The sequence below is a fragment of the Corynebacterium tapiri genome (assembly GCF_006334925.1).
GTDB classification, from domain to species: domain Bacteria; phylum Actinomycetota; class Actinomycetes; order Mycobacteriales; family Mycobacteriaceae; genus Corynebacterium; species Corynebacterium tapiri.
In genome coordinates this window covers 1-24,910 of the sequence record NZ_VDHJ01000018.1, presented here as the reverse complement: position 1 = coordinate 24,910, position 24,910 = coordinate 1, and the positions used below count along the sequence as shown (strand labels likewise).

17 protein-coding genes and 1 pseudogene are annotated in these 24,910 nt (G+C 62.1%); 8 read left to right on the top strand and 10 right to left on the bottom strand.

The features are described 5' to 3' along the window. Nucleotides 1–52: 52 nt before the first annotated feature. The 4 genes from FHE74_RS10130 to FHE74_RS10115 form a co-directional block, all read right to left on the bottom strand. Nucleotides 53–430 carry a GtrA family protein gene (locus tag FHE74_RS10130; protein WP_281279427.1) on the bottom strand — a complete coding sequence of 126 codons (378 nt, stop codon included), beginning with the start codon at nucleotides 428–430 and terminating at the stop codon, nucleotides 53–55. Between the two features lie 94 nt (nucleotides 431–524). Beyond that, entirely contained in the window at nucleotides 525–944 is a 420-nt protein-coding gene (locus FHE74_RS10125) for a GtrA family protein (RefSeq protein ID WP_180339747.1), read from the bottom strand. Between the two features lie 11 nt (nucleotides 945–955). After that, nucleotides 956–1,837, bottom strand: a complete 882-nt coding sequence (locus FHE74_RS10120) for a hypothetical protein (protein ID WP_139466397.1) — start codon at nucleotides 1,835–1,837, stop codon at nucleotides 956–958. Nucleotides 1,838–1,867: 30 nt separating this feature from the next. Further along, nucleotides 1,868–2,314: a hypothetical protein gene (locus FHE74_RS10115; RefSeq protein WP_139466396.1), complete on the bottom strand. Its 447-nt coding sequence runs from the start codon at nucleotides 2,312–2,314 to the stop codon at nucleotides 1,868–1,870. 35 nt (nucleotides 2,315–2,349) lie between these two features. Between FHE74_RS10115 and FHE74_RS10110 the strand changes: the two genes are divergently transcribed. From FHE74_RS10110 to FHE74_RS10090, 5 genes are all read left to right on the top strand, one after another. Continuing rightward, on the top strand, nucleotides 2,350–2,595 hold the full coding sequence (locus FHE74_RS10110) for a hypothetical protein (protein ID WP_139466395.1): 246 nt from the start codon (nucleotides 2,350–2,352) through the stop codon (nucleotides 2,593–2,595). A 112-nt stretch (nucleotides 2,596–2,707) separates the two neighbouring features. Beyond that, entirely contained in the window at nucleotides 2,708–4,123 is a 1,416-nt protein-coding gene (gene dprE1, locus FHE74_RS10105) for a decaprenylphosphoryl-beta-D-ribose oxidase (RefSeq protein ID WP_139466394.1), read from the top strand. A 39-nt stretch (nucleotides 4,124–4,162) separates the two neighbouring features. Further along, on the top strand, nucleotides 4,163–4,927 hold the full coding sequence (gene dprE2, locus FHE74_RS10100; protein WP_139466393.1) for a decaprenylphospho-beta-D-erythro-pentofuranosid-2-ulose 2-reductase: 765 nt from the start codon (nucleotides 4,163–4,165) through the stop codon (nucleotides 4,925–4,927). Nucleotides 4,928–4,985: 58 nt separating this feature from the next. Next, complete coding sequence (locus FHE74_RS10095; protein ID WP_246049283.1) at nucleotides 4,986–6,998, top strand: galactan 5-O-arabinofuranosyltransferase; 2,013 nt, start codon at nucleotides 4,986–4,988, stop codon at nucleotides 6,996–6,998. After that, nucleotides 6,991–10,449 (top strand): arabinosyltransferase domain-containing protein, encoded by a 3,459-nt coding sequence (locus FHE74_RS10090; protein WP_139466392.1) that lies wholly within the window; start codon nucleotides 6,991–6,993, stop codon nucleotides 10,447–10,449. Before FHE74_RS10095 ends, FHE74_RS10090 begins: the two co-directional genes overlap by 8 nt. Before the next feature lie 49 nt (nucleotides 10,450–10,498). Here the strand turns inward: FHE74_RS10090 and FHE74_RS10085 are convergent, their stop codons facing one another. Both FHE74_RS10085 and gltB read right to left on the bottom strand, forming a co-directional pair. Beyond that, complete coding sequence (locus FHE74_RS10085; protein WP_139466391.1) at nucleotides 10,499–12,034, bottom strand: glutamate synthase subunit beta; 1,536 nt, start codon at nucleotides 12,032–12,034, stop codon at nucleotides 10,499–10,501. Beyond that, the gene (gene gltB / locus FHE74_RS10080; RefSeq protein WP_139466390.1) at nucleotides 12,034–16,620 is read right to left on the bottom strand and encodes a glutamate synthase large subunit; all 4,587 of its coding nucleotides are present in this window, start codon (nucleotides 16,618–16,620) and stop codon (nucleotides 12,034–12,036) included. The genes FHE74_RS10085 and gltB overlap by 1 nt, the downstream gene beginning before the upstream one ends. A gap of 131 nt (nucleotides 16,621–16,751) precedes the next feature. Here gltB and FHE74_RS10075 point away from each other — a divergent pair, with 131 nt between their 5' ends. Continuing rightward, entirely contained in the window at nucleotides 16,752–18,686 is a 1,935-nt protein-coding gene (locus FHE74_RS10075; RefSeq protein ID WP_139466389.1) for a M13 family metallopeptidase, read from the top strand. A 15-nt stretch (nucleotides 18,687–18,701) separates the two neighbouring features. Here FHE74_RS10075 and FHE74_RS10070 read toward each other — a convergent pair whose 3' ends face one another. Beyond that, on the bottom strand, nucleotides 18,702–19,346 hold the full coding sequence (locus tag FHE74_RS10070) for a CG0192 family protein (protein ID WP_139466388.1): 645 nt from the start codon (nucleotides 19,344–19,346) through the stop codon (nucleotides 18,702–18,704). Nucleotides 19,347–19,502: 156 nt separating this feature from the next. On the opposite strand from FHE74_RS10070, the gene FHE74_RS10065 reads away from it, so the two are divergent. Then, the gene (locus FHE74_RS10065; RefSeq protein ID WP_246049284.1) at nucleotides 19,503–20,363 is read left to right on the top strand and encodes an alpha/beta hydrolase; all 861 of its coding nucleotides are present in this window, start codon (nucleotides 19,503–19,505) and stop codon (nucleotides 20,361–20,363) included. Between the two features lie 1,403 nt (nucleotides 20,364–21,766). Here the strand turns inward: FHE74_RS10065 and FHE74_RS10060 are convergent. From FHE74_RS10060 to FHE74_RS10055, 3 genes are all read right to left on the bottom strand, one after another. Continuing rightward, nucleotides 21,767–22,195, bottom strand: coding sequence for a hypothetical protein (locus FHE74_RS10060; protein WP_139466386.1), 429 nt, complete (start codon nucleotides 22,193–22,195; stop codon nucleotides 21,767–21,769). Between the two features lie 1,669 nt (nucleotides 22,196–23,864). Continuing rightward, on the bottom strand, nucleotides 23,865–24,014 hold the full coding sequence (locus FHE74_RS10690) for a hypothetical protein (protein ID WP_180339746.1): 150 nt from the start codon (nucleotides 24,012–24,014) through the stop codon (nucleotides 23,865–23,867). Nucleotides 24,015–24,476: 462 nt separating this feature from the next. Next, nucleotides 24,477–24,746: a replication initiation protein gene (locus FHE74_RS10055; RefSeq protein WP_139466385.1), complete on the bottom strand. Its 270-nt coding sequence runs from the start codon at nucleotides 24,744–24,746 to the stop codon at nucleotides 24,477–24,479. Here FHE74_RS10055 and FHE74_RS10725 point away from each other — a divergent pair. After that, nucleotides 24,696–24,910 (top strand): annotated as a pseudogene (locus tag FHE74_RS10725) (hypothetical protein); the annotation flags it as partial. The gene FHE74_RS10055 and the pseudogene FHE74_RS10725 overlap by 51 nt on opposite strands.

The following is a 24,910-nucleotide window of genomic DNA, read 5'->3' as shown; positions in this document are numbered from 1 at the left end:
TCGTGCAATCATTTGCACTCAAGCGAGTGCGCGGGCACCCGCCCACGCCGCGCTAGAACCGCCCACCGGCCCGGCGGAAGATCACCAAGCGCTGCACCCCGAAGTTCACGACGGTCGCTACCGCCTGCGCGACCATAAAGGCGAGCAGCAAGGCGAGGTTCTTGCCCATGTCGTCGATGAGCAGGGCGAATATCCGGCGATAGATCCAGACGTTGGCCACGTAGGTGATCACGTAGGTGAGCATCGTGGCGGAGAAGCGCCGCTTGGAGGACTTCGCCCCAAAGGTCCATCGGCGATTCATCTTGTAGGCCAGTACGGTGCCGGCTAGCCAGCCGGCGGAGCGGGCCCAGAAGTCATCGAAAACTCCGAGGCCAACCTGCAGAAGCCAGGTCAGGGCGAGGTCGAGGACGGCGGCCGCAACGCCGGTCAGGGCAAAGCGACCGGCTTGGGTTTTGAGTGACTGGTGGCGGTGGGCGTCGATACGCGCGTTGAGCGCAGCGGAAAAAGCGGAAGAGATAGCGGCCTCACTTCGCGCGGAAGATCACAGTGCGCTGCAGGAAGAAGTTGGTCAGCGTGGCTACGGCCTGGGCGATGACGAAGGAGACGGTGTTCATCCAGAAGCCCTCGAGCCCCAGGGCCTCTAGCGGGGCTTTGGTCGCCCACCACAAGAGGTTTTGCACCAGGAAGGTGGAGGCGTAGAGCACGCCGACGGCAACGGCCGTCTTGGCGGACATCGCCGTATTAAAGGTGTAGCGCGAGTTCAGGACGTAGGCGGCGATGGTGCCAAAGATCCAACCCACCACCTTGGCCAGCTGACGGTGCAGGCCCAGCGCGTTGAGGATCATGGTCAGCGAATAGTCGATGATGGCGGTGACTATTCCCACGGCCACGAAGCGGGTGAGCTGCTTCTTCAGGGAATCGGCGACAGGTTGCTGGCTCGACATGGCATGAAAGCCTACTCGGGTTTGTGTAGAAGCTCGCGATAGAGATCGATTCGCTCGACCGGAGCTAGCGCTTCAGCGCCATACCCACCGACGCTCGCGAGCACGTCGAGCGAGTCCGCGCACGCCTCAAGCAGCGGCTCGTGCCCCAGCGCTTCCATGACCCGCGCACCGGTCTCCCGGGCAAACTGCGTGTCGCGTAGACACGCCAACCCCAGGATGATCGCCCAGAACGTGTCGCGCGCCCGCTTGTCGTTTTCCAACGGCAAGGTCCCCAGCAGGATGCGCGTCTCTGGGGCCAGATTCGGGCAGGCACGCACCCCGATCGCATGTAAGAGCGGCAGAAAGTCCGCCAACTCACCCCGCCGAAGTAGCTGCGCAACCTCCGGGCGCAGGCAGCTGAGCACGTCCTCGAACCCAGGATTCGCCAGCTGCGCGTTGATCCGCTGCAGGTCAACCGGTCTGGCATGCAGCCCATTGTCTCCCCCGAGGCACACCGCTCTGGGCGAATGGTCGTCCCTCGGCCACCGGTGCGTCACGGTGATCGTGAACTCCCACAGGCCCCAACGGAACTCGAGGACGTCGCCGGCGGCACGAAGGTGGTGATAGAGATGCTTTGAGACGTCCACCCGCTCACCACGCTGCACAAACACAGCCGGCGCGTCATCCGCGGCGATGTCGAAGGCCACGCACACGACGTCGCGCAATGACGCCAACGACATGGTGTCCACCACTCCAAGGTGGCGAAAGCTAGTCCCGGCTGCCTGGGACGTAGCGACCTCGAGAATAAGAGTGTGAGCGGGGCGCGAGCCCGCGGTAGATACTGCTCGCGCCGCAGCGTGATCTGCTAGGTCGATGACCTTGGCAGCCCCAGCCTGCTGACGTTGCTGTGTCATGCCCGCCAGCGTAGAGGAATTTCTGCGGTTTTAGCCTTGGGCGGTTTCCTCGCTGCGGGCCGCACGCCGGTGGGCCGCCTCTGCGGCTACGAAGGAACCCACGCCGGCAATCGCGCCGATAATCGAGTGCGGATAGGAGACGCCGCGCTTGTCCAGGGCGCGGGCAGCGGCGCGCTCGGCCACATGGGCAAGGGCCGCGATTCCGGTGACGCCACCGATAATTGCCCAGGTGGTGGAGAGATCGGCTTGCGCGGCGTCGTAAAGCGCAGCGGGCTCGTCTCCCTCCTCCTCGTCGTAGGCGTTGAGCACCGCGACCAGACCCACACCACCGGCAGCGATGGCCAGGCGTGTTGGCAGCGCTGCGCGGGGCAGATCACCTGCGGCAACGAAGGCGGCGATGAGGCCGGATTGGGTGAGGCGGCCGGGCAGGGTGTCGTCGAGCGCGTAAAAATCAGGCTGGGCAGGTTGCGTCGTCATAGGTCCTGATTCTACGGAGTACTACCCTGGCCTTCATGATCCCGCAGAAGAATGTGGACCCGGAGGACGTCCGGCACGGCTCGCACGAAGCGGCCCACCGGGCAACTGCGCCGTTGAGCGACTTCATGATCAGGTTGATGGCCGAAGAGCTGCCGTTTCTCGACAGCACCTCGCGGGGTGTGGTCTACGACGCTCTGAAGCGCCATGCAGAGGCGGGCGGTCCCATCATCGAAAGCCAGGATCAGTTGCCGCCAGAGGTCCGTGAACTCATGGATCTTTAAGGCCGCCCAACTCGGCGGTACTCTTACAGGGCATACCTATACGTCGGTGAGGCTGGCGTGGGCCCGCATGGGGCGTGACCAGCGCACACACTGAAGTCAGGAAGTGGAAATAATGACAGGCACTACACACGTGAAGTCTCTTTATGGCTGGGGACGCACCTCGCCATCGACTGCTCATGTGCTGTCCACCCAGGATCCCGAGGCCATCATCGCCGCGGTCGCCGAGGTAGCGGAGCGAAACTCCTCCCTGCCGGAGAGCGCCCGTCGTGGCGTGATCGCCCGCGGAATGGGACGCTCCTATGGCGATCCGGCCCAGAACGGTGGCGGCCTGGTCGTAGACATGACCCCGCTCAACCGTATTCACTCGATCGACCCGGATTCGGCCCTGGTGGATGTGGATGCCGGTGTCACCCTGGACCAGCTGATGAAGGCTGCTCTGCCCTACGGGCTGTGGGTTCCGGTGCTGCCGGGTACTCGCCAGGTGACCATCGGTGGTGCCATCGGACCGGACATCCACGGCAAGAACCACCACTCCGCCGGCTCCTTCGGCGACCACGTGGTCTCCATGGAGCTGCTGGTGGCCGACGGCCGCGTCCTGCACCTCGAGCCTGAAGGGTCCGCTGACGATCCGGACGGCGAGCTGTTCTGGGCCACCGTCGGCGGTATGGGCCTGACCGGCATCATCCTGCGTGCCACTATCCGCATGACCAAGACCGAGACCGCCTACTTCGTCTCGGACACCGACCGCACCGACACCCTCGACGAGACCATCGCCTTCCACTCTGATGGCTCCGAGGCCGGTTACACCTACTCCTCGGCGTGGTTCGATGCCATCAGCCCGGAGCCCAAGCTGGGTCGCGCCACCATCTCGCGCGGCTCTCTAGCCACCCTCGATCAGCTCAAGGAGCTGGCCCCGAAGCTGGCCAAGGACCCGCTGAAGTTCAACGCGCCGCAACTGATGACGGTGCCGGACATCTTCCCGTCCTGGACCATGAACAAGCTCTCGCTCATGGCCATCGGCGAGGCGTACTACCAGATGGGCGCTCCGGCGCGGAATAAGATCAAGAACCTCACGCAGTTCTACCAGCCACTGGACCTGATCGGTGAGTGGAACCGTGGCTACGGTTCCAAGGGCTTCCTGCAGTACCAGTTCGTGGTGCCGATGGACGCTGTCGAGCCGTTCAAGCAGATCATCAAGGACATCCAGGCTTCCGGCCACTACTCCGCTCTCAACGTGTTCAAGCTCTTCGGTGAGGGCAACCGTGCGCCGCTGTCCTACCCGATGCCGGGTTGGAACGTGTGCGTGGACTTCCCGATCCGCGACGGCCTGCATGCCTTCCTGGACAAGCTCGACGAGCAGGTCATGCAGTTCGGCGGCCGCCTGTACCTGGCCAAGGAGTCGCGCACCTCGGCGGAGAACTTCCACGCCATGTACCCCGGCATGGCCGGCTGGCTGAAGACCCGCGACCAGATCGACCCGACCGGCGTCTTCGCCTCGGATCTGTCCCGCCGCTTGCAGCTGCACTAAGAGCCGAAACCCCAACTCGTTTTTCAAGGAGTACACACAATGCTGAACGCTGTAGGCCAGGCACAGAACATCCTGCTGCTCGGCGGCACGTCAGAGATCGGCCTTGGCATCGTCAAGGAGTTTCTGGCTAAGTCCCCGGCCAACGTCACCCTGGCAGCCCGCGCGAACTCCCCGCGTATCGACGCCGCCAAGGCAGAGCTGAGCGCTGCCGGCGCCAAGAACGTCGACGTGGTCGACTTCGACGCCCTGGACACCGACAACCACGCCCAGGTCATCGAGCACGCCGCTTCCCACGGTGACATTGACATCGCCATCGTCGCCTTTGGCACCCTCGGTGACCAGGAGCAGCTGTGGCAGGACCACGCTGCTGCCGTGGAGAGCGCACAGATTAACTTCACCGCTTTCGTTTCGGTCGGCGTGCTGCTGGGACAGCAGCTGAAGAACCAGGGCCACGGCCACCTGATTGCGCTGAGCTCCGTGGCGGGCCAGCGCGTGCGCCGCTCCAACTTTGTGTACGGCGCCTCCAAGGCTGGTGTCGACGGCTTCTACTCCCAGCTCGGCGTGGCGCTGAGCGAGTACGGAGTCAAGGTGCTGGTGGTTCGCCCGGGTCAGGTGCGCACCAAGATGAGCGCCTCGGCCGGCAAGGAAGCCCCGCTCACCGTGGATGTCGACGACGTGTCCAAGGCCACCGTCGCCGCCGTCACCGAGGGCAAGGAGTCCATTTTCGTACACAAGCTCTTCGGCCCGATCTCCCTGGTGCTGAAGAACATGCCGTCCTTTGTGATGAAGCGCCTTAATTTCTAAGGCACACGCCCTTAAGGGCGAATCGGGTCACGGGTGTGGGTATGTAAAACTGTTACCCATGAGTAGTCCTGTGACTAATTTGGGGGATTCGTCTGCCCAGGCGTCCCCCGCAACCGGCTCGTCGGAAAGCGTCGCGCCGCTCAGTGTTGGCCCCCGACGCGATGATGTCAGCCGCGTCGGGGTGCTCTGGCGCATGGCCGCCAGCACACTCGGCGGCGGGGCGTTCGCGCTCGTGTGTTGGCTCGTGCTCAAGATGACGAGCCTGCCCGCGTTTAACACCTCTATGGTCACCCGCGCACTGGCCACTGCCGGCACCGCCATGGTGCTGGTGATTACCGGTGTCCTGGCATTCCTTTGGGTCCGCAGCTCACGCGATCCGGGCCCACGCCCGATGTGGTTGCGCGTGATCACCAACCTGGTGTGCCACCTCAGCCCGGCAGCCCTGGTGGTAACTGCCCTGGCTGTGCCCCTGGCGGCCACCCGGCTGTTCCTGGACGGCATCCAGGTTGACCAGGGATTCCGCTCCCAGTTCCTCACGCGTATGGCCACCACCCTGGCCAACCAGGACATGAACTACGTGGACATGCCCTCCTACTACCCGATGGGGTGGTTCTGGCTCGGCGGCCGTTTAGCCAACGTGCTCAATGTTCCGGGCTGGGAGGTCTTCCAGCCCTGGGCGATCGTGTCCATCGCTGCCGCCGGATCCCTCCTGGTGGCGGTGTGGCAGCGCTTGACCTCGTCGCTTCCGATGGCCACGGCCATCGCCCTGGTAACGGTGTGCATTGTCCTGGTGACCACGCCCGATGAGCCCTACGCAGCCGTCGTGGCCATGGGCGCCCCGGCTGCCGTGGCCATGGCCCGCCCGGCAATGCGCGGTAGCTGGTTCGCCACCGCCGGCATCATGGTGTTCTTGGGTATCTCGGCGATGTTCTACACGCTGTTCACCGGTGCGACTGCCCTGGCAATCGTGCTCATTGCGCTCGTGAACGCGCTGGTGCGTCGCTCGTTCACCCCGATCCTGCACCTCGCCGTCATCGGTGTTGGTTCCGTTCTTATCGCGCTGATCAGCTGGGGCCCCTTCCTGTTTGCGGCCCTGTCCGGCGCGTACGAGCTGGAGTCCACGGCCAACCACTTCCTGCCGTCGGAGGGCACGGAGCTTCCCCTGCCCTTCCTGGCTCCATCCGTGGTGGGAATCCTGTGCTTCTGCGGTTTGCTGTACCTGGTGGTGCGCGCGCGGACTGATCAGGCCCGCAACTTCCTGGTCGCCCTTGCTGCCTTCTACCTGTGGTGCATCGCCTCGATGCTGGCGCCGCTGGTGGGCACGTCCCTGCTGGGATTCCGCATGGAAGTGATGGTCACGCTGATGTTTACCACCCTGGGTGTTATCGCCCTGGGGCGCGTGGCTCACCTGGATCTGCGCCGCTTCTACCCGCAGGGAGTTAGCGAGCGCACCGGTCGCATCGTGCTCACGGTGGCCGCCGTCATCATGGTGGCCTCCGGGGTGTCCTACGCCCAGGGCATCCCCGAGCACAACGAGGACAAGTTGGACCACGCCTACCGCGATACCGATGGGCACGGTGAGCGCGGCGATCGATACAAGGCCGACGCCGGCTCCTCCTTTACGGGGGTCAACGAGCACCTCCTTCAGCAGGGCTTCGACCCCAACGACACCGTCGTGCTTACCGACGAAACGCGCTTCCTCTCCTTCTTCCCCTACCACGGCTTCAACGCCTTCACGAGCCACTACGCCAACCCGCTCGGTGAGTTCTCCCAGCGCAACGCAACCATCCGCGAGTGGGCGGAGAGCTCCTGGGACGATAACTCTGACCCGGCGGCATTCCGCTCCGCGTTGGATAATGCCCCGTGGCGCGCCCCGGACGTCTTTGTCTTCCGTGGCGATGCCAGCGACGCAGAGAACGGGTGGAAGACTCACTTGGCGGAGGACATTTTCCCCAACCAGCCCAACGTCCGTTACGATGCGGTGTTTTTCAATCCCGCCGTCTTTGCTGATGAGTCCCTGTGGAACGTCGAGCAGGTCGGCCCGTTTGTAGTGGTGACCTCACATGCTTAATATTCGCGCGCTGCGCCCTCTGCAGCTGCTCGCTCTCATCAGCGGCGTTCTGGCCTTCCTGTGCTTTGTCGCCGTGCCGTTGATGCCGGTCAAACAGACCCAATCGTCGTTTGATTGGCCGCAGGGCTCACTCAACTCGGTGAATGCTCCACTGATCTCGGTGGCACCCGAGAGTTTCACTGCCGAGATCCCCTTGGCAAGCGTCGAGAAGCTCCGCGAGGGCGAGACCCTTCTTCTGGGAACCATTCCCCCATCGGGACCTGAGGCCAGCGATCGCGGGCTGTTTGTTACCCAGAACAAGGACCAGGGCATCGATGTCACGGTGCTTAACGACGTCGCCTTCCAGCTGAGCGCTAAAGACCTACGCGACATTCCCAAGGACGCCACCTTGAGCGTGGAGACCACCGCCGATGGTGCCTACTTCGGTGTGCGTGGAACGTCGTACGAGGAGGAGACCGAGGACGATCTGCGCCCGCAGGTCACCGGCCTCTACACCGAGATTGATAACTCCCCGCAGAATCTGCAGGAGCTTAGCGACGCAGGTTTAAGCGCACATGTGGAGATCAACTCGCGCTTTACCACCTCGCCGACGCTGATCAAGCAGGTGACCATGTGGCTGGGCACCCTCTTCGCGGTCATCAGTCTGGCTGCCCTGTTTGTGATGGAGCGGCGCCGCGCTAGCCAGGAGCCGGAGGACGGATCCACCCCGGCCAGCAGCCTGGAGCGCGGTAGCTGGCGGCGTCTGCGCCCGCTCGATGGCCTGGTCGGTGCCATTCTGGGCTTCTGGCACATCTTCGGCGCCAACACCTCCGATGACGGCTTCATCCTGACCATGGCCCGTGTGAGCGACCACGCGGGGTACATGGCCAACTACTACCGCTGGTACGGCGTTCCCGAGGCCCCCTTCGGCAGCCCGTTCTACGAGCTACTCGCCGTGATGACGCAGGTGAGCTCGAACTCCCTGTGGATGCGCGTGCCCACGTTGCTCGCCGGCATCGGCATCTGGCTGCTGCTTTCCCGCGAAATCCTGCCGCGCTTTGGCGCCGGCATCAACGGTCGCCGCGTGGCCCACTGGACCGCCGCCTTCATGTTCCTGGCGTTCTGGCTGCCGTACAACAACGGTCTGCGACCAGAGCCGATCATCGCTTTCGGTGTGCTAGCCACCTGGGCGCTGTTCGAGCGCGCAATCGCTACGGATCGCTTCTTCCCGGCCGCTGTGGCTACGGTGCTGGCCACCATCACGCTGACCTGTGGGCCGACCGGCCTGATGGCCGTGGGCGTGTTCCTGGTGTCGCTGCCGTCGCTGATCCGCATGCTCGCCCGCCGGGTGAGCGAGCTGCGCACAGGCAAGATCCTGACCATCGCCGGGATCATCGGACCCTTCCTGGCAGCCGGCACCTTTGTCATGGTTCCGGTGTTTGCTGACCAAAGCTTGGCCGCTGTCATGGAGTCCACGCGCGTGCGTGGCGTCGTCGGCCCGGCGCTGGAGTGGTACTCCGAGTACGTGCGCTACTCCACGCTGCTGGAGCAGTCCGTTGATGGCTCGCTGACGCGCCGCTTTGCCATGTTGACCATGCTGGTGTGCCTGGGCCTGACCCTGTACTCCCTGCTGCGTCATGGTCGCGTCACCGGTGCTGCTGTGGGGCCGACCAGCCGCCTGGTCATCATCATGGGCCTGAGCATGTTCTTCCTCATGTTCACCCCCACCAAGTGGACGCACCACTTTGGCATCTACGCCGGTGTGGCCGGGGCGTTGGCGGCACTGGGCGCGGTGGTCTTGAGCCAGATCGCTATCCGCTCCCCACGCGCCCGTACGTTCTCGCTGGCCGGGGTGACCTTCCTGATGGCCCTCACCTTCGCCGGATGGAACGGTTGGTGGTACGTCTCCAGCTTCGGTGTGCCGTGGTGGGATAAGGTCCCGCAGCTCAAGGGCGTGGAGTTCACCACGCTGATCATGTTGATGTCCTTGGTGATCCTCGCCGTGGGTATCTTCCAGAGCTTCCGGCACGACCTGCGTCGTTCGCAGGCCATCGCCGATGGCCGCGGTGAAGAGTTCGAGGCCGCACAGTCCGCGAAGGCATACCGCTGGGCCGGCGTGATGAGCGCGCCGGTGGCTGTGGTGTCCATCTTGGTGGTCACGTTCTCTGTGCTGACCTTCACCAAGGCCTTCGTGGACCAGTACCCCGCCTACAGCGTCGGCATGGGCAACGTGAAGGCGCTGGGTGGTAACACCTCCTACCTGGCCGACGAGGCCATGCTGGAGACCAACACCAACGACTCCTTCCTCACCCCGCTGGGCGATGTCCCCCTCGGTGAGTCGCTGGAGACTAACGCTCCGGAAGGCTTTGAGCCCTCGCAGATCCCGGAGTCGATCGTCCCCAAGACTAAGGCAGCCGCCAACGTCGGCGCGATTGCCAACACCCAGGTCAACGACAACACCACCAACACCACTGGAGCCGCCGATTCCCAGGGCCTGGGAACCTCCGCCGATTCGGGTAAGAAGTCTCAGGATTCTTCCTCCAAGGAGTCCTCGGCCAGCACGAATGGCGCTAGCCAGGACGTGACCGGCGGTGTGCGCGAGACCAAGGGTGTCAACGGTTCGACCGCGCGCCTGCCGTTCAACCTGGACCCCTACCGCGTTCCGGTTCTGGGTTCTTACGACGAGAACGCCACCACCGCCGCCGAGGCCACGACCAGCTGGTACCACTTGCCCGAGGCCACCGACAAGGCCCCGCTGCTCGTAGTTTCCGTGGCCGGCAAGATCGCGCACCACGACATCAACGGTGTGGAGCAGCCGGGTGAGGACTTCGTGCTGGAGTACGGCACCGCGGAGTCAGACGGCTCGGCCAAGAAGCTCGGCGAGCTGGAGATGCTCGACATCGGCCCGACCCCCTCGTGGCGCAACCTGCGCATCCCGCTCGATGAGATTCCGGAGGAGGCCAACGTCGTGCGCCTGCACGCCAAGGACGCCTCCCTGGATCCCGAGGACTGGATCGCGTTCACTCCCCCGCGTGCCCCGGAGCTGGCTCAGCTGTCGCAGCTTTACGACGATTCGAAGCCCGCTCTCCTCGACTGGTCCGTCGCCCTGCAGTTCCCGCAGCAGCGTACCTTCGACCACTTCGCGGGTGTGAGCGAGATCCCGGAGTACCGCATTGCTCCGGACAACGAGGGCAAGGCCGTCCTCACCGGTTTCATGGACTTCTACGGCGGCGGCGCGCTGGCCACTGTGGAGGCCGTGAACACCTCCTTCGAGGTTCCCAGTTACACCCGTGGCGACTGGCACCGTGACTGGGGCTCGCTGGAGCACTACGAGCTGCGCCGTGACTCGGCGGGCAACACCCCGGATCTGGCCGCGATCGATTACGAGACGATCACCCGTTCCGGTCTCTGGCACCCATCGGATATGCAGATCCGCGATCCGGAAAAGGCCCAAGAAACGGGCATGCGCTAAGCACAAAAATTGAGGGGCAGCAGGTGCTGCCCCTCTTTTTGTCGTGCTCCTACAACCCGAGCGGAGCCTTGGTCGGGCTGATCGGAGAAGGCAGGGCGCTTTCTCCCATGAGGTCAGCATCCACCGCCGCGGCGGCGGCGCGACCCTCGGCAATGGCCCACACGATCAGCGACTGGCCGCGGCCGTTGTCGCCAGCGATGTAGACCGGTTGCTCGGGAGCCTTCGGTCCGCGCTGAGCTCGGTAGTGCTCATCGCGAAGGGCTCGACCACGGTCGTCGAAAAGCACACCCAACTCATGAGCGAGCCCGCCGCGCTCGGCGCCGGTGAATCCCAGGGCGATGAGCACCAAATCCGCGTCGAGCTCGAAGTCGGTGTCCTCCATGGGCACGCGCCGCCCGTCGACCACCTTGACGTTGTTGCCACGCAGCGAGCTCACGCGACCGTCCTCGCCGTGCAGCGAGACGGTATTGACCGAGTAGACGCGCTCGCCGAGGGAGTCGCCGGTGCCGCGCACGGCTAGGCCCAGTGCCTCGATCTCAGCGACAGACTCGTCGCCGGTGATGACGTACTCGCCTTCCTCATGTGCGGTGGCCGTGCGGTGCAGGAGCGGATACATCGGCCAGGGCGTGGAGGCGGCGCGGTGGCGCGGGGCCTGAGGACGAATATCAAATTGGGTGACGCTGGCCGCGCCCTGGCGCAGGGCGGTGCCAAAGCAGTCGGTGCCCGTGTCGCCGCCACCGATGATGACCACCTTCTTGCCCCGCGCGTCGATCTCTGGAGTCTCGGTATCACCCTCGCACACGCGGTTGGCCGAGGTCAGGTACTCCATCGCCGGATACACACCCTCGAGTTCGCGCCCGTCAACGGGCAGGTCGCGCGCCAGCGGGGTGCCCGTGGCCAAGACCACCGCGTCGAAGCTGGCCAGGTCCCGGGCGGTGGGCGCGATGCCCACGCGGAAGATGGTGGACTCGGCCTTCATCTGCTCGATGCGCCGATCGATGTGTACCTTTTCCATCTTGTACTCGGGAACGCCGTAGCGCATGAGCCCTCCCAGACGGTCGTCGCGCTCAAAGACCGTGACCGAGTGCCCGGCGCGCGTGAGCTGCTGCGCGGCCGCCAGACCTGCCGGCCCGGATCCCACCACGGCGACGGACTGGCCGGTATGAAAGGAGGCGCGGATCGGCTCGGTCCACCCGCGCTCGATGGCCTTGTCGGCGATCGCCTGCTCAACGCTCTTGATGCTCACCGACTCATCGTTGATGCCCAACACGCACGCGCCCTCGCAGGGAGCGGGGCACAGGCGGCCGGTGAACTCGGGGAAGTTATTGGTGGCATGCAGGCGGTCGTACGCCTCGCGCCACCGTCCGGTGCGCACGAGCTCGTTGAACTCGGGGATGATGTTGCCCAGCGGGCAGCCCTCGTGGCAGAAAGGGACACCGCAGTCCATGCAGCGGCTGGCCTGCGTCTGCACAAACGCGTCGGTGGTGGACTCATAGACCTCCTTGAAGTCCATAAGTCGCAGGGGCACCGGCCGGTGCTGCGCCTCGGCCCGGGAGTGCTTGAGAAATCCTTGTGGGTCGGCCATTAGCTGATCGCCTCCATGATTGCGGTTCCCTCGTCGCGGCCTTGCGCCCGCGCCGTGTCGATGATGCGAAGAACTCGGGCGTAGTCACGCGGCATGACCTTGAGGAATTCCCGCGCCTGCCACTGGGGGGTGGTTCCGGTGGCTAGCTGGTGCTCGTCGAGGATTTTTTGGAGCTTCTCGACGTCCTTCTCACCCATCTCCTCAACGTCCACCATGCCGGTGTTGATGCGCTCCCGGTTGCCCGGCACCGGTGCCAGGTAAGCCACACCGCCAGACATGCCGGCACCAAAGTTGTCGCCGATCTCGCCGAGGACGACGGCCACGCCACCGGTCATGTACTCGCAACCGTGGTTACCCACTCCGTGGGCTACCGCGGTGGCGCCGGAGTTGCGCACGCAGAAGCGCTCTCCGACCACGCCGGCGATGTAGAGCTCACCGCTGGTGGCGCCGAAGCCGAGCACGTTGCCGGCGATGATGTCTGGCTCGTTCAGGTCAAGCTGCTCTGGCGCATCGGTGTCTGGGCGCACCACGATTCGTCCGCCCGACAGGCCCTTGCCCACGAAGTCGTTGGCCTCTCCCATCAGGTCAAGCGTCATTCCCCGCGGAACGAAGGCGCCGAAGGAGTTGCCGGCCTCACCGCGGAAGCTCAGGGCGATGGTTCCCGGTTCCAGGCCCGCCGCTCCCGCAGCCCGGGTGAGGTAGGACCCGGTGAGCGTACCGACGCTGCGATCCACGTTGCGCACGGAGTACGACGTGGAGATCTGCGGGGGCTGCGTTGCCTTCATCCACTCCGGCGCATTCTGCGCACCCGCGGCAGCGGCGGCGTCGATGGTCAGGGACACATCGGAGAGAATGCGGCGGTCAAGAACATCGTCCAGACCATGTTCTTGGTCGTTGACCTTGCGCGAGGCTTGAGTCGGGAAGAACTCCGAGCGCGGCACCTCGAATACGGAGGACAGGTCCAACTGTGCTGCCCGCGGGTTCGCCGTGACGAACTCCTCATCGCGTCGCTGGCGCAGCACGTGCGCCTGGCCCACAGCCTCGTCGATGCTGCGGAAGCCCAGCTCGGCGAGGTATTCGCGGATCTCCTCGGCAATGAAGGTGAAGAAGTTGACCACGTGCTCAGCACGCCCGGTGAACTTTTCGCGCAGCTTCGGGTTCTGGGTAGCCACACCAACTGGACAGGTGTCCAAGTGGCACACGCGCATCATGATGCAGCCTTCCACCACCAGCGGTGCGGTGGCGAAGCCGAACTCTTCCGCACCCAACAGCGCAGCGACGACAACGTCGCGGCCGGTCTTGAGCTGACCGTCGCATTGGACGGTGATTCGGTCACGCAGGCCGTTGAGCAGCAGGGTCTGCTGTGTTTCGGCCAGGCCCAACTCCCAAGGCCCGCCGGCATGCTTCAGTGAGGTCAGCGGGGAGGCGCCGGTTCCGCCGTCGTGGCCCGAGATGAGTACGACGTCCGCATGCGCCTTCGATACACCAGCGGCCACGGTGCCCACGCCCTGCTCGGCGACCAGCTTGACGTGGATGCGGGCATCCGGATTGGCCGACTTTAAATCGAAGATCAGCTGCGCGAGATCCTCGATGGAGTAGATGTCATGGTGCGGGGGCGGCGAGATCAGGCCCACGCCCGGGGTGGTGATGCGCACTTCCGCGATCCAGGGATACACCTTGTTGGGTGGCAGCTGGCCACCTTCACCTGGCTTGGCGCCCTGCGCCATCTTGATCTGAATGTCCGTGCAGTTGTTCAGGTAGTGGCTGGTTACGCCGAAGCGGCCGGAGGCCACCTGCTTGATCGCTGAGCGCTTCCAATCACCATTGGGCTCCATGGCAAAGCGGGCCGGATCCTCTCCCCCCTCGCCGGAGTTCGACATGGCACCCAGGCGGTTCATGGCGATGGCCAGCACCTCGTGTGCCTCCGCCGAAATCGAACCGTAGGACATGGCACCGGTAGAGAAGCGGCGCACGATCGAGCTGACCGGCTCGACCTCATCCAGCGGGACTGGCTCGCGGTCGGGGACGAATTCCATCATGCCGCGCAGCGTGGCCAGCCGCTTGGACTGGTCGTCGACCGCGCGGGTGTAGTCCTTGAAGATCGCGTACTGGCCGGTGCGCGTGGCGTGTTGCAGCTTGAACACCGTTTCGGGGTTGAACAGGTGGAACTCGCCTTCGCGGCGCCACTTGTACTCGCCACCGATCTCCAGCTCACGGTGTGCCAGCTCCTCCGGGCGCGGCAAGAACGCGGAGCGATGACGGGCCTCCACGTCGGCGGCGATTTCGCTCAAACCAACGCCTCCGATTGGCGAGGGTTCGGCGCCGAAGTAGGCGTCGAGAAGCGACTGCGACAACCCGGTGATGTCCGCCAGCCGCGCGCCGCGGTAGGAGGCCACGGTGGCGATGCCCATCTTGGACATCACCTTGAGCACACCGGTGGTGGCGGCCGAGACGTAGTTGGTGCAGGCCTCGTCGAGGCTCAGGCCCTCCAGCTGGCCCTTCTGGATCAGTTCGTCGATGGTCTCAAAGGCCATGTACGGGTTGATCGCATCCGCACCGAAGGCGATGAGCATGGCCAGGTGGTGTACCTCGCGGGCGTCGCCCGCCTCGATGACCAGCGAGGCTCGGGTGCGGGTGCGCTCGGCAACCATGTGCTGGTGAACCGCGGAGGTCAGCAGCAGCGAGGGGATCGGGGCGAAGCGCTCGTCCGATTCGCGGTCCGAGATGATGATCAGCCCCACGCCGTCGTGGACGGCCTCGGACACCTCGCGGCGCACGCGGGCGATGGCCTCAGACATGCCCTTGCCGTGGTGCGCCACCGGGTAGAGACCGGAAATCACGCGGGAGGTGAACTCGCTGCGGGCACCTCGGGCAGCGGCCTCGCGCAGCGTGGTAAACGCGTGGTTATCCAGGATCGGGGAATCCAGCTGGATGCGGGTCGCGGCCTCCGGGCCCGGGTTAAGCACGTCGGACTGCGGACCAAGAAGCGTGTGCATGGAGGTCACCGGCTTCTCGCGGATGCTGTCCAGCGGCGGGTTGGTCACCTGCGCAAAGCGCTGGGCGAAGAAGTCAAAGAGCATGCGCGGGCGCTGCGAGAGAGCGGCGATCGGGGTATCCGAACCCATCGACCCCAGGGCTTCCGCGCCTGTGCGTGCCATCGGGGCGATGATCAGCTCCACGTCCTCCTCGGTGATGCCGAAGACGCGCTGACGCAGCACCGCGCGCTCGTGCGGCATGTACTCGTAGCGGGTCTGCGGCAGCTCCGAGATCGGGGTGAAGTGCTCCCGGATCCAGTCGCCATAGGGGTTCTTGCTGGCCAGGGTCTGCTTGATCTCATCGTCGGAGACGATCTCGCCGCGCTCAGTGTCGACGAGGAACATGCGGCCCGGACGCACGCGCGTGCGCTTGACGACGTCCTTGGGCTCCACATCAACAACGCCCGCCTCGGACGCCATGATGACCGTGTCATCTCGGGTCACCCAGATGCGTCCCGGACGCAGGCCATTGCGGTCGAGCAGGGCACCGACAAAGCGGCCGTCAGTAAAAGCGACGGCGGCCGGTCCATCCCACGGCTCCATCAGGCAGGAGTGGTATGCGTAAAAGTCGCGCAACTCGTCGCTGATGGCCTCGTTGTGTTCCCAAGCCTGCGGGATGAGCATGGCCACCGCGTGCGGCAGGGAGTAGCCGCCGAGGTGGAGTAGCTCGAGGGCTTCGTCGAAACGCGCGGTATCGCTAGCACCCGGAGTGCAGATGGGCAGCACGCGCTCAAGAGGGCCCAGGACCTCGGAGTTGATCAGGGCTTCGCGAGCGCGCATCCAGTTCTCGTTGCCCTTGACGGTGTTGATCTCGCCGTTGTGGGCGACGAAGCGGTACGGGTGCGCCAGCGGCCAGGAGGGGAAGGTGTTGGTGGAAAAGCGGGAGTGGACCAGGGCAACGGCCGAGGTCACGCGCTCGTCGTTCAGGTCCGGGTAGAACGGGGCGAGCTGGTCGCAGGTCAGCATGCCCTTGTACACGATGGTGCGCGAAGACAGCGAGGGGAAGTACACGGTGTCGCGCCCCTCGGTCTCGCCCAGCTCGCGCGTCAGCCGCTTGCGGATGAAGAACATGACGCGGTCGAGCTCGATCCCGCTGCGTCCCTCGGAAGCCAGGAATACCTGGTGGAAGTTCGGCATGGCGGCCTTGGCCATCTCGCCCAGCCCTGCCGGGTTGACGGGCACCTCGCGCCAGCCCAGAACCTCGGCGCCTTCCTCAGCCGCGATGGTTTCTACCGCGCGCTGGGCATCCAGCATGGCCATGCGCGCGGTGGGCATGAACGCGATGCCGGTGGCATAAAAACCGGCTTCTGGCAGGTCGAAATCGACGACGTCTCGGTAGAACGCGTCGGGAATCTGTATGAGGAGGCCGGCTCCGTCACCGGTGGCTTTTTCTGCTCCGGCGGCACCACGGTGCTCGATGTTGGCCAGAACGGTGAGGCCCTGTTCTACGATGCGGCGGTTGGCGCGTCCGCGCATGTCAGCCACGAATCCCACGCCGCAGGCGTCATGTTCGTGGGCCGGGTTGTAGAGGCCAATGCGGGATTGACTCACTGTAAGGGCACCTCGCTTCCTATTTTTCTGTCTATTGAACTATAGAAAAAGAGAACGCGCCACGTCCACACGAACCACCCCCAATCATTTTCCGCACCACCTGCCCTCCCGCTCGGCCTAGAGTGGGGCACATGAACGATCTCTACCGCTTTGTCAATGGCCCTTGGCTCGATACTCACGTCATCCCCGACGACCGCGGTGTCGACGGAACCTTCCACCAGCTGCGCGATCAGGCCGAGAAGGATGTGCACGAGATCGTGGCATCAGATGATGGTCGCGCCGGCACGCTCTTCGCGTCCTTCATGGACACCGAGGGGATCGACAAGGCTGGCCTCGACGTCCTCCTGACCGACTTTGACCTGCTCAAGGCCCGCGATGCCCAGGACTTCGCCTGCCGCCTGGGTCAGCTCGAGCGCACCGGCGTTTCCGGCCCGGTGACCTTCTGGGTGGAAAAGGACTCGAACTCCGAGGACGCCATCGCTTACCTCTACCAGGGTGGGCTGGGCCTCCCGGACGAGGCGTACTACCGCGAAAAGTCCCACGAGGACACACTGCGCAAGTACGAGCAGCACGTAGCCACCATGCTGGAGTTCCTGGATCCGGCCCTCCTTTTCGGCTTGGGCGCAGAGGCTGCCGCCACGCGCATCGTGCGTCTAGAGACCGAACTCGCTTCCCACCACTGGGACGTCGTCTCCGCGCGCGATGCGGAAAAGACCTACAACAAGGTCGAAATCGCCAGCCTGCCGCTGGTCATTCGTAATTACCTCGACTCCGCGGGTCTCGAGGGGGGCGTGGTGGTCAACATGATGCCCAGCTACGTCGATGCCCTTGCGGGGATGCTGAGCGACGACCGCCTCGCCGACTGGCAGCTCTGGGGAACCTGGCACATCCTGCGTGCCCGCGCTGGCCTGCTCTCCGAGGAGATCAGCGAGCGCAACTTCGCCTTCTATGGCACGGAGCTCTCCGGCGCGACTGAGCAGAAGGATCGCTGGAAGCGGGGCGTGGCACTCACCGAGTCGTTGGTGGGCCACGAGGTGGCTCGCTCGTTCGTCGAGAAGCACTTCCCACCCGAGTCCAAGGCGGAGATGCTCACGCTGGTCGACTACCTTCTTGCTGCCTACCGCGAGCGCATCAGTGCGCTGTCCTGGATGACCGAGGAAACCAAGCAGAAGGCCCTGGAGAAGCTGGAGGCCTTCACACCCAAGATTGGCTACCCGGATTCTTGGCGTAGTTACGACGGCCTGTCCTTCGATGTATCTGGCGCCGACTTGGTGGCAAACGTGCGCAAGGGCGCCGCGTTTGTCCATGATTACGAGGTCAACAAGGTGGGCAAGCCGGCCGATCGCTCCGAGTGGGTAACCACGCCGCAGACCGTCAACGCCTTTTACAACCCCGTGGTCAACGACATCACCTTCCCCGCCGCCATTCTGCGCCCGCCGTTCTACGACCCCAAGGCTGACGCCGCCGAGAACTTTGGCGCCATTGGTGCCGTCATTGGTCACGAGATCGGGCACGGCTTCGATGATCAGGGGTCGCTTTACGACGGCCACGGCAACCTCCAGTCCTGGTGGACCGAGGATGATCGCGCGGCATTTGAGAAGCTGACCGCACGCTTGGTCGACCAGTTCGATGGCCTGGTACCCACGGTGCTCAAGGAGACCGCCAAGGAGGGTGAGGAGAGCGCCGGCGTCAACGGCAAGTTCACGCTGGGCGAAAACATCGGTGACCTGGGCGGTTTGGGCATCGCCGTCGTCGCCTACAACAACTACGTGGCCGATCACGGCGAACCCGAGACCAAGCCCTTCGTGGTTGAGCAGGCCTCCGAGGAGCTGGCTAACGGCACCTTCACTGGCCTACAGCGCCTCTTCCTCTCCTGGGCCAGCGTGTGGCGCGCGGCGATCCGCCCGGAGCTGGCCAAGCAGCTGCTGGCCATCGACCCGCACTCCCCCAATGAGTTCCGCTGCAACCAGATCGTGGCCAACATCGACGAGTACTACGAGGCCTTCGATGTGCCAGAGGACGCCCAGTTCTACTTGGCTCCCGAGGAGCGCGTGACCATCTGGTAGGCGTGCTTGAGCTGGTTACTCGGTGAGCACGAGCTCGGCGAGGACCAGCGGCTCGCGGCATTCGCCGTGGCGCGGGGTGGCCACGAGGTTCAGGCGCGACGTGGAGTAATCGGTGCCGGTGGGACCACCCGCCGAGCGCGGGGCGTGCGGCAGGTTACTCATGCGCAAGATGTACCCGCGCACTGCCCCGTCGATGGTCACCGTTCCCTGCGCGCGCTGGGTGGAAAACTCCGCGATTTGGGCCTCTTGTACCTGAGAGTCGCCAGACCCCTCGTCCCCGCCGCTTCCCTGCAGGTCAAAGGCTGGCTCGCCGGCGGAATAGGCCGCGCCTTCGCCCGCGGTGACGATCGCCCGGATAATCGCAGTCACTGCCACAGAATCGCCCAAAGCAACACTCACCCACCGCGTGCCCAGCTCTGAGTGCTCAAGGGTGGTCAGTGTTGCGCGGTCGCCGACCTCCGCCGAGCGGTAGGTCACCGGCAGCTGGCGCAAGCGCCCAAACTCGTCATTTCCGAAGAGAAACTCAATGCCTACCTCACCGGCCGGGTCGAGCAGGCGCGCAGAGCCGATGAGCTCCTGGATCGCTCCGTGCTCCAGGGCGATCTCCTGCTTGGTGGGCGTAAGCTGGGCGTCTGCGTAAATTTGGGCTGTTCCACTCATGCGGGGCGTCCTTTTACCTGGTGCGGGGCTGGCCGAACTTGCATCGTGCCGCCTAATCTAGCGCCCCTTTTTGGCGCGCGCATTAGGGTGAGACGTATGACTCCTCCCCCGAAGCTGCAGCCCGGATCGCCCGATGACGAGTACCCGATCAACGACATGACGAGTGCCGACTTCAACGTCGGGGGCGTCAAACGAACCCTTCCTCCGGAACAGCAGCTTAAGCAGCTGACTTCCTACCTCGATGCCACCTATGAGCTGCCAGATTTCACTCCTCCGTGGAAGGGCGGCAACGGTGACCCGGCCCCGGCGGACGCCTATGTGGGCCGTCTGCCTGATCGCATTACACACGCTTCCATGCTGATGCTGGGATCGGCGGTGGATCACACGATGCCGGGCGTGGCATTTGCTTCTGGAATCGACGTGGAAGAGGTCCCCGAAATCCAGGGCACCATCTTCCGCCCCAGCGAGCCCACCGGGCGCTGGGCCGTTTCCTTCCACTCCGGCGGCTGGTGGCGCGGCAGCGGTGAGGCCCTGGAGCATCAGTGGCGTCCCGAGGTAGCAGCTGCTGCCCAATTATCGGGAACCACCATCGTTGACTTGGACCACCCACTGCTGCCTGGGGTTACCCTGGCCGAACTCGACGAGTTCGTCGCTAACGCTATCCAGTGGATCCGCTCCCAGAACCCCGCTTCGGTTACCGCTTGGGGTTACTCCTCAGGTGGCGCTTTGGCAGCGCTGCAGGCCGAGCGTGTCGACGCGCTGGCTCTGACTTTCCCGGATCTGAAGTCGATCGAGGGTTTGCCCGACGAGCTGCGCACAGGCGTCGAGCTGCCCACGCAATACCCGCGCACCTTTGTGCAGGTGGCCCTGCAGGACGAGATTGCGGGTAGGCCGGAGCAGGTGGAAAAGTCCAAGAACGCCGAGGTGCACGAGTACGTTTCGACCCACCGCGTCAGCACCCCCGAGGTGGCCCGCCAGCGGATCCAGGACCTGGCGGACTTCCTGCGCAGTGTTTAGGAGATTCAAGATAGCTGGTTCAGTGCGCAGAGTGCCAGCCACAGTCTTCGAGGGAAAGCAATTCCATCGGCTGTACGCTGCGTCTCCCCTATCGAGAGGGTCACAAATGGCATCGGGAGATCTCGCCAGAACTTCGTCTTACAGACAGGCGCTAGGGTGCGGAACCCCGTCTTTTCTACGGATGTGGCCCTAATGTTCGATCGCGCGCAGAAAGATCCGGCAACATAAAGTGCTTTTCAGATCTAACCACCCGAAAAATACGGCTACCGCAACTTCAAGGTTACGTACTGAGCTCTTGAAGCCTCCGGGAGCTGCGATAACCTCGGATAAGAAAGTATGAGTTACAGCAGTTTTGATCTACTCGATTTCCTGTGGGGGACCTTCATTCTCGTGGTGGTTCCGACAGCTGCCATTACACTAGCGCTGGTCAAGAAGGGATCGACCCCGAAAACGGGGACGAGATCAAGTCCCCTCAAGTTGGCGCTATCAGCGTTGCTCGGTTTTGGCATGGCCATACTGTGGCTTTCGTGGTCACCGACGAGCAGTGTTGAAGATTCACTCCGCTACGGTCCTCCAACTGACTACCCGCAATGGCAGATTATTTGCTGCGGAGTATCACTCATTGTTGGTGCAGCGCTTATTTCTATCGCTACTTCTAAGAACGTTAAGGAATCTCTACTTGTCGCACTCTTTGGAAGTGCAGGTTTTAGTACAGCTTTCGCGTTAGGGTCTTCGTTTGGAGATCCTTCTCAAAAGGGAGTTGGAGTCGTATTTTCTTTCGTGGGGATCTTCCTACTCTGCATTCCCCTCAACCTGGCGGCCATAGCAGCGAAACGGTTTCGTCAGAAGCGCTCTAACCGCTGACTCTCAATATGCAGAATGGTTTCCACACTCAGAGTTCACCTAAGTTACCACCTAAACATGGGCAGGACACCTACGAGGTAAAGCAACGAACCGGCATGTTCTGCAATCACGCAACTATGCCTGGCACCTCTCGCGAGGTAGAACGAATTGTGCACTAAAAGACAGGTCCAGCTCACAAGCGCGCTTCCGAGTTACATCGAGTTATACAACACCGAGCGATTCCCACAACACCCAGAGGAGTGCCCCGACACAAGGCCGGCGCTAGCCGCTTGAAGATCTATCTAAGGATAAATCTAACCCAACAACTAGGAGCTAGTTCAAAGCCAGCGCGAGCTATTCTCGCCACGCGCACGGGCTACCACAGTAGTGCAGCTGTGAAACGTCAATCGCATTCGGGAAGAGAACCTCGCGAAGGCTTGTGCGGTGTACCAGCACCTCAAACAGGTGCCTCCGAACAATAGATCAACTCCTAACAAGGCTCGAATCTGATCCAGCCCACGCTAAGGCTCAGATACCGAGCCTTGTTCAACGAGTATCCCCTACTGATAGATGCAACCCTCAAGTTCATGACCGGTTTGGCTCACTCGAATTCCACGTGTTCTACTTGGGAATTTCGCTGGAACCCCTGACTCGAAATCAATTTCTAATTTCGCAGACACGAACCGCACTTCATCATCAGCCGCATCTGGGCCATTAGGAACATCAACAATAGTCACGAAAAAGAAAACTGAATATTCCTCTTCCTCTGCAGGAGTTAGATTGTCACCTGGCGGGATAATCTCCGACAGGAGAAGTTTAAAAGTTGGCTCAACCTGACCAGCTTGATATGCCTGTTCCGACGAGAAATAAACCGTGTTCTTCTCACGAAGTACATCGACGCATCTTTGATGCCTTGCTTTTGCTTCGTCAAGCTGGTCGTAGCGACACACAAACTTGGTTAAGAAGCACCACGCAGAATCATCTTTCATGATAGTTTTCTCCCTTCCCATAAAAACAAAATTTGCAACAATGCGCAGCAGATTCCGACTGATCCACTAACCAAAGTGTCACCTTAAGAGGAGGTTAGCCACTAACCTTCGCACCAGAGTACAGGCACCACTTACCCCCAACCCTAATAATCCGAACACCGGGAATACGATGAAAAATACAGGTCCATCACCGATCGCCTTTATCATGACCAGTCCGACCACCCCTAAGGCTAAGAAGAAAAGGTCACCGTAGAAGTTACGAATAGAAAACAAATTGAGATTTAAGGACCCAACTAGTGAAATCATGAGTATTGGGTAGAGGAAGCCCACGTCAGCAACCGCAAACTTTCCCAACACGAAGGCCGTAGCCAATAAAGCGATCTCCAAGTACGGTATTCCATAAAAAGTACGAAATAACGCCTGAGCCCTTCTGTCCATATCCATTCCCTCACTCGATGGCCTAAGTTCCACATTCACGTTGCCGCATTAAGTTAATCAATTCAATGGCCTGATCCAAGAGATCTACAGAATCTTCTCTCCACATTAACTCATGAAAGTTTTTATAGCGATCTGTTCCCGTTTGTTCACTCTGGCCGCGACATGAAAGACGCAAATCGCACTGAACTTATAAATGATCTTGGGAACTCTTCTTCATCGGCGAGAAGCATGTCTTCCCACAATCGGGAGACCGAAGCCCCAGGTGCGATAGGCTCGTGAAGCGTCCCTAACACAGTGGAATAACTGTACATGTCCCACTCATCTTCATTGAGTGAATCATCGCTTTGAGCGCGAAGATTCGTCAGCAGATTTTCTCGCGCTACTGGATTTGCCTCATGGAACTCCGTATCAGCTACGAAATAGACGGTGGTGAATTGCTTCACGCGCTCGACTCGTTCTAAGTAACGTTGATAGCACCGAGGAAGGTCCCCCTCCCGCGCAAGAAAGTACGTGCGGGTCAGCGTGACTTCACCAGAGGTCATTTGGGGCTCCGATCGATGTTGCATCAAAATAGTCGATGAACAGGACTTACTCCGAACATTACCGTCACCATTGTTTTTCAAGGATCATTTGATCGGAAGGGTAGCGAAACATTTATCTGGTTGCACGAGATTATGGCGCTGTTGAGCGCGTAGGGCTCGTGCCCACCTTGCTCAAACAATGCGCGGACCGCGGTCATGCGCTGCAGCTACCGGGGCATAACCCAGGTGGAAATGTCGCGCACCTCTTAGGCCTTGTCGCTCCCCCGATCACCACTCCCGGGCTCCGGCTCGGGTACACCGAGTTGCGGTCGAGGCATCTGGTGCAGTCAGGGTCAACACTGAGAGGGGTGCAGATCTGCTTCTGAACGCAAGCAGTGCTACTAGGATGCTTTTACCAAAACCAGATGAGTTTCAACTCGCGAACACCTGCCAAGTAAGCGGCAGGTAGCAAAGTCGTGCGTTCGAAGACGCACAAGCTGGTTGAGCTGTGAGTTTGTGTGGCCACGCAGCATATTGAAAATGATTACCTCAGCGCCCGAAGGCTCTCGGTGAGTTAGCGCACCTGTCGCCCAGAACTCGAGACGGCGTTGTCGCCTATAAAAAGCAACCGCGTTCGGTCCAGAGCAGAAGAGTGGCTGCTACTAGCGATTTTCACTCGAACGAAGAGGCAAGATTTGAACTGCATGCAGCTACTCAGTAGCTGCCTTTCGGCTTTCCTCCTCGATGGCGGCCAGTGGAAGGAGTAAGGAATGAATCACCTGAATGGGATCAAATTCGTTTCCCGCTTCAATCCCGGCAAGCTGAGATCCTGCCCACTTCTTCATTCGTGGGGAATCCATCTCCTTCAGAGGGCCCTCTAGCGCTTTGGTCAGTAGCCAGTGGAAATTTTCTGTATTCACGGGTTTCCCATCTGTCACAGGGGTCAGTGTCGTGTATCGCTCTTTGCGCGAAGCCAAGAAAACTTAGGCAACTATCGCCGTCACCATTATTGCCGGTTCTGCGCTAGTCAGCATGACAGCGCAGCCAGCTTTACCCGACATTCCCCGAGACGACACCTATAAAGAAGGAATTGCAACGAGTTTACCCCGCACATCTCTTCGCAGTGGAGCGATAGCGTCTACACAGCCAGTAATAGTTCGTGCATTAGCGCAGTGTCCAGCGGGAAGCCGGCGACCAGGGCAATCACGACTAATGCGTGAGCACGGACACCAGCGCATGGGAGCTCAAGCACTTCATCTGTCTCAAGGTCTGATGTTTGTTTTACAGCTACTTGCCCTTCGACACTCTTTCATTCGAAGGGCCTATTCCATCACTTGGCACCGGCCTTGAGCGCATTCGCCCCTAGGGATTGCTTTGCCAGCGTTCGTCTCACCGGTGGTATGCCCCATCATGGTGCGTACTTCCTGGAGTAGATCAACAAGCCGATAAACACGCTTGTGCAGGCAATACCAACGATAAGCCGTCGGATCATCACCTTGATAGAACGGGGAGCGACTAAACCGGTGAGCAAAGTGCGGATCATGGTCAAGAAACTCCCCCAAGGTGCGACTAGCAGCCACCAGAAGCCCCATAGGCGCAGATTTCCCGGTGGTGATGGAATAAACGTGACCTGCGTTGGCGAAGGGTACATACCCTTAGACGTGCAAATTGAACTGCAAGAAGAGCATTTAGGGTTTTTCTACGAAACAGTCGATAGGACCTCGATGAGACTTCACGATGGTTATGGGTTCGTCCG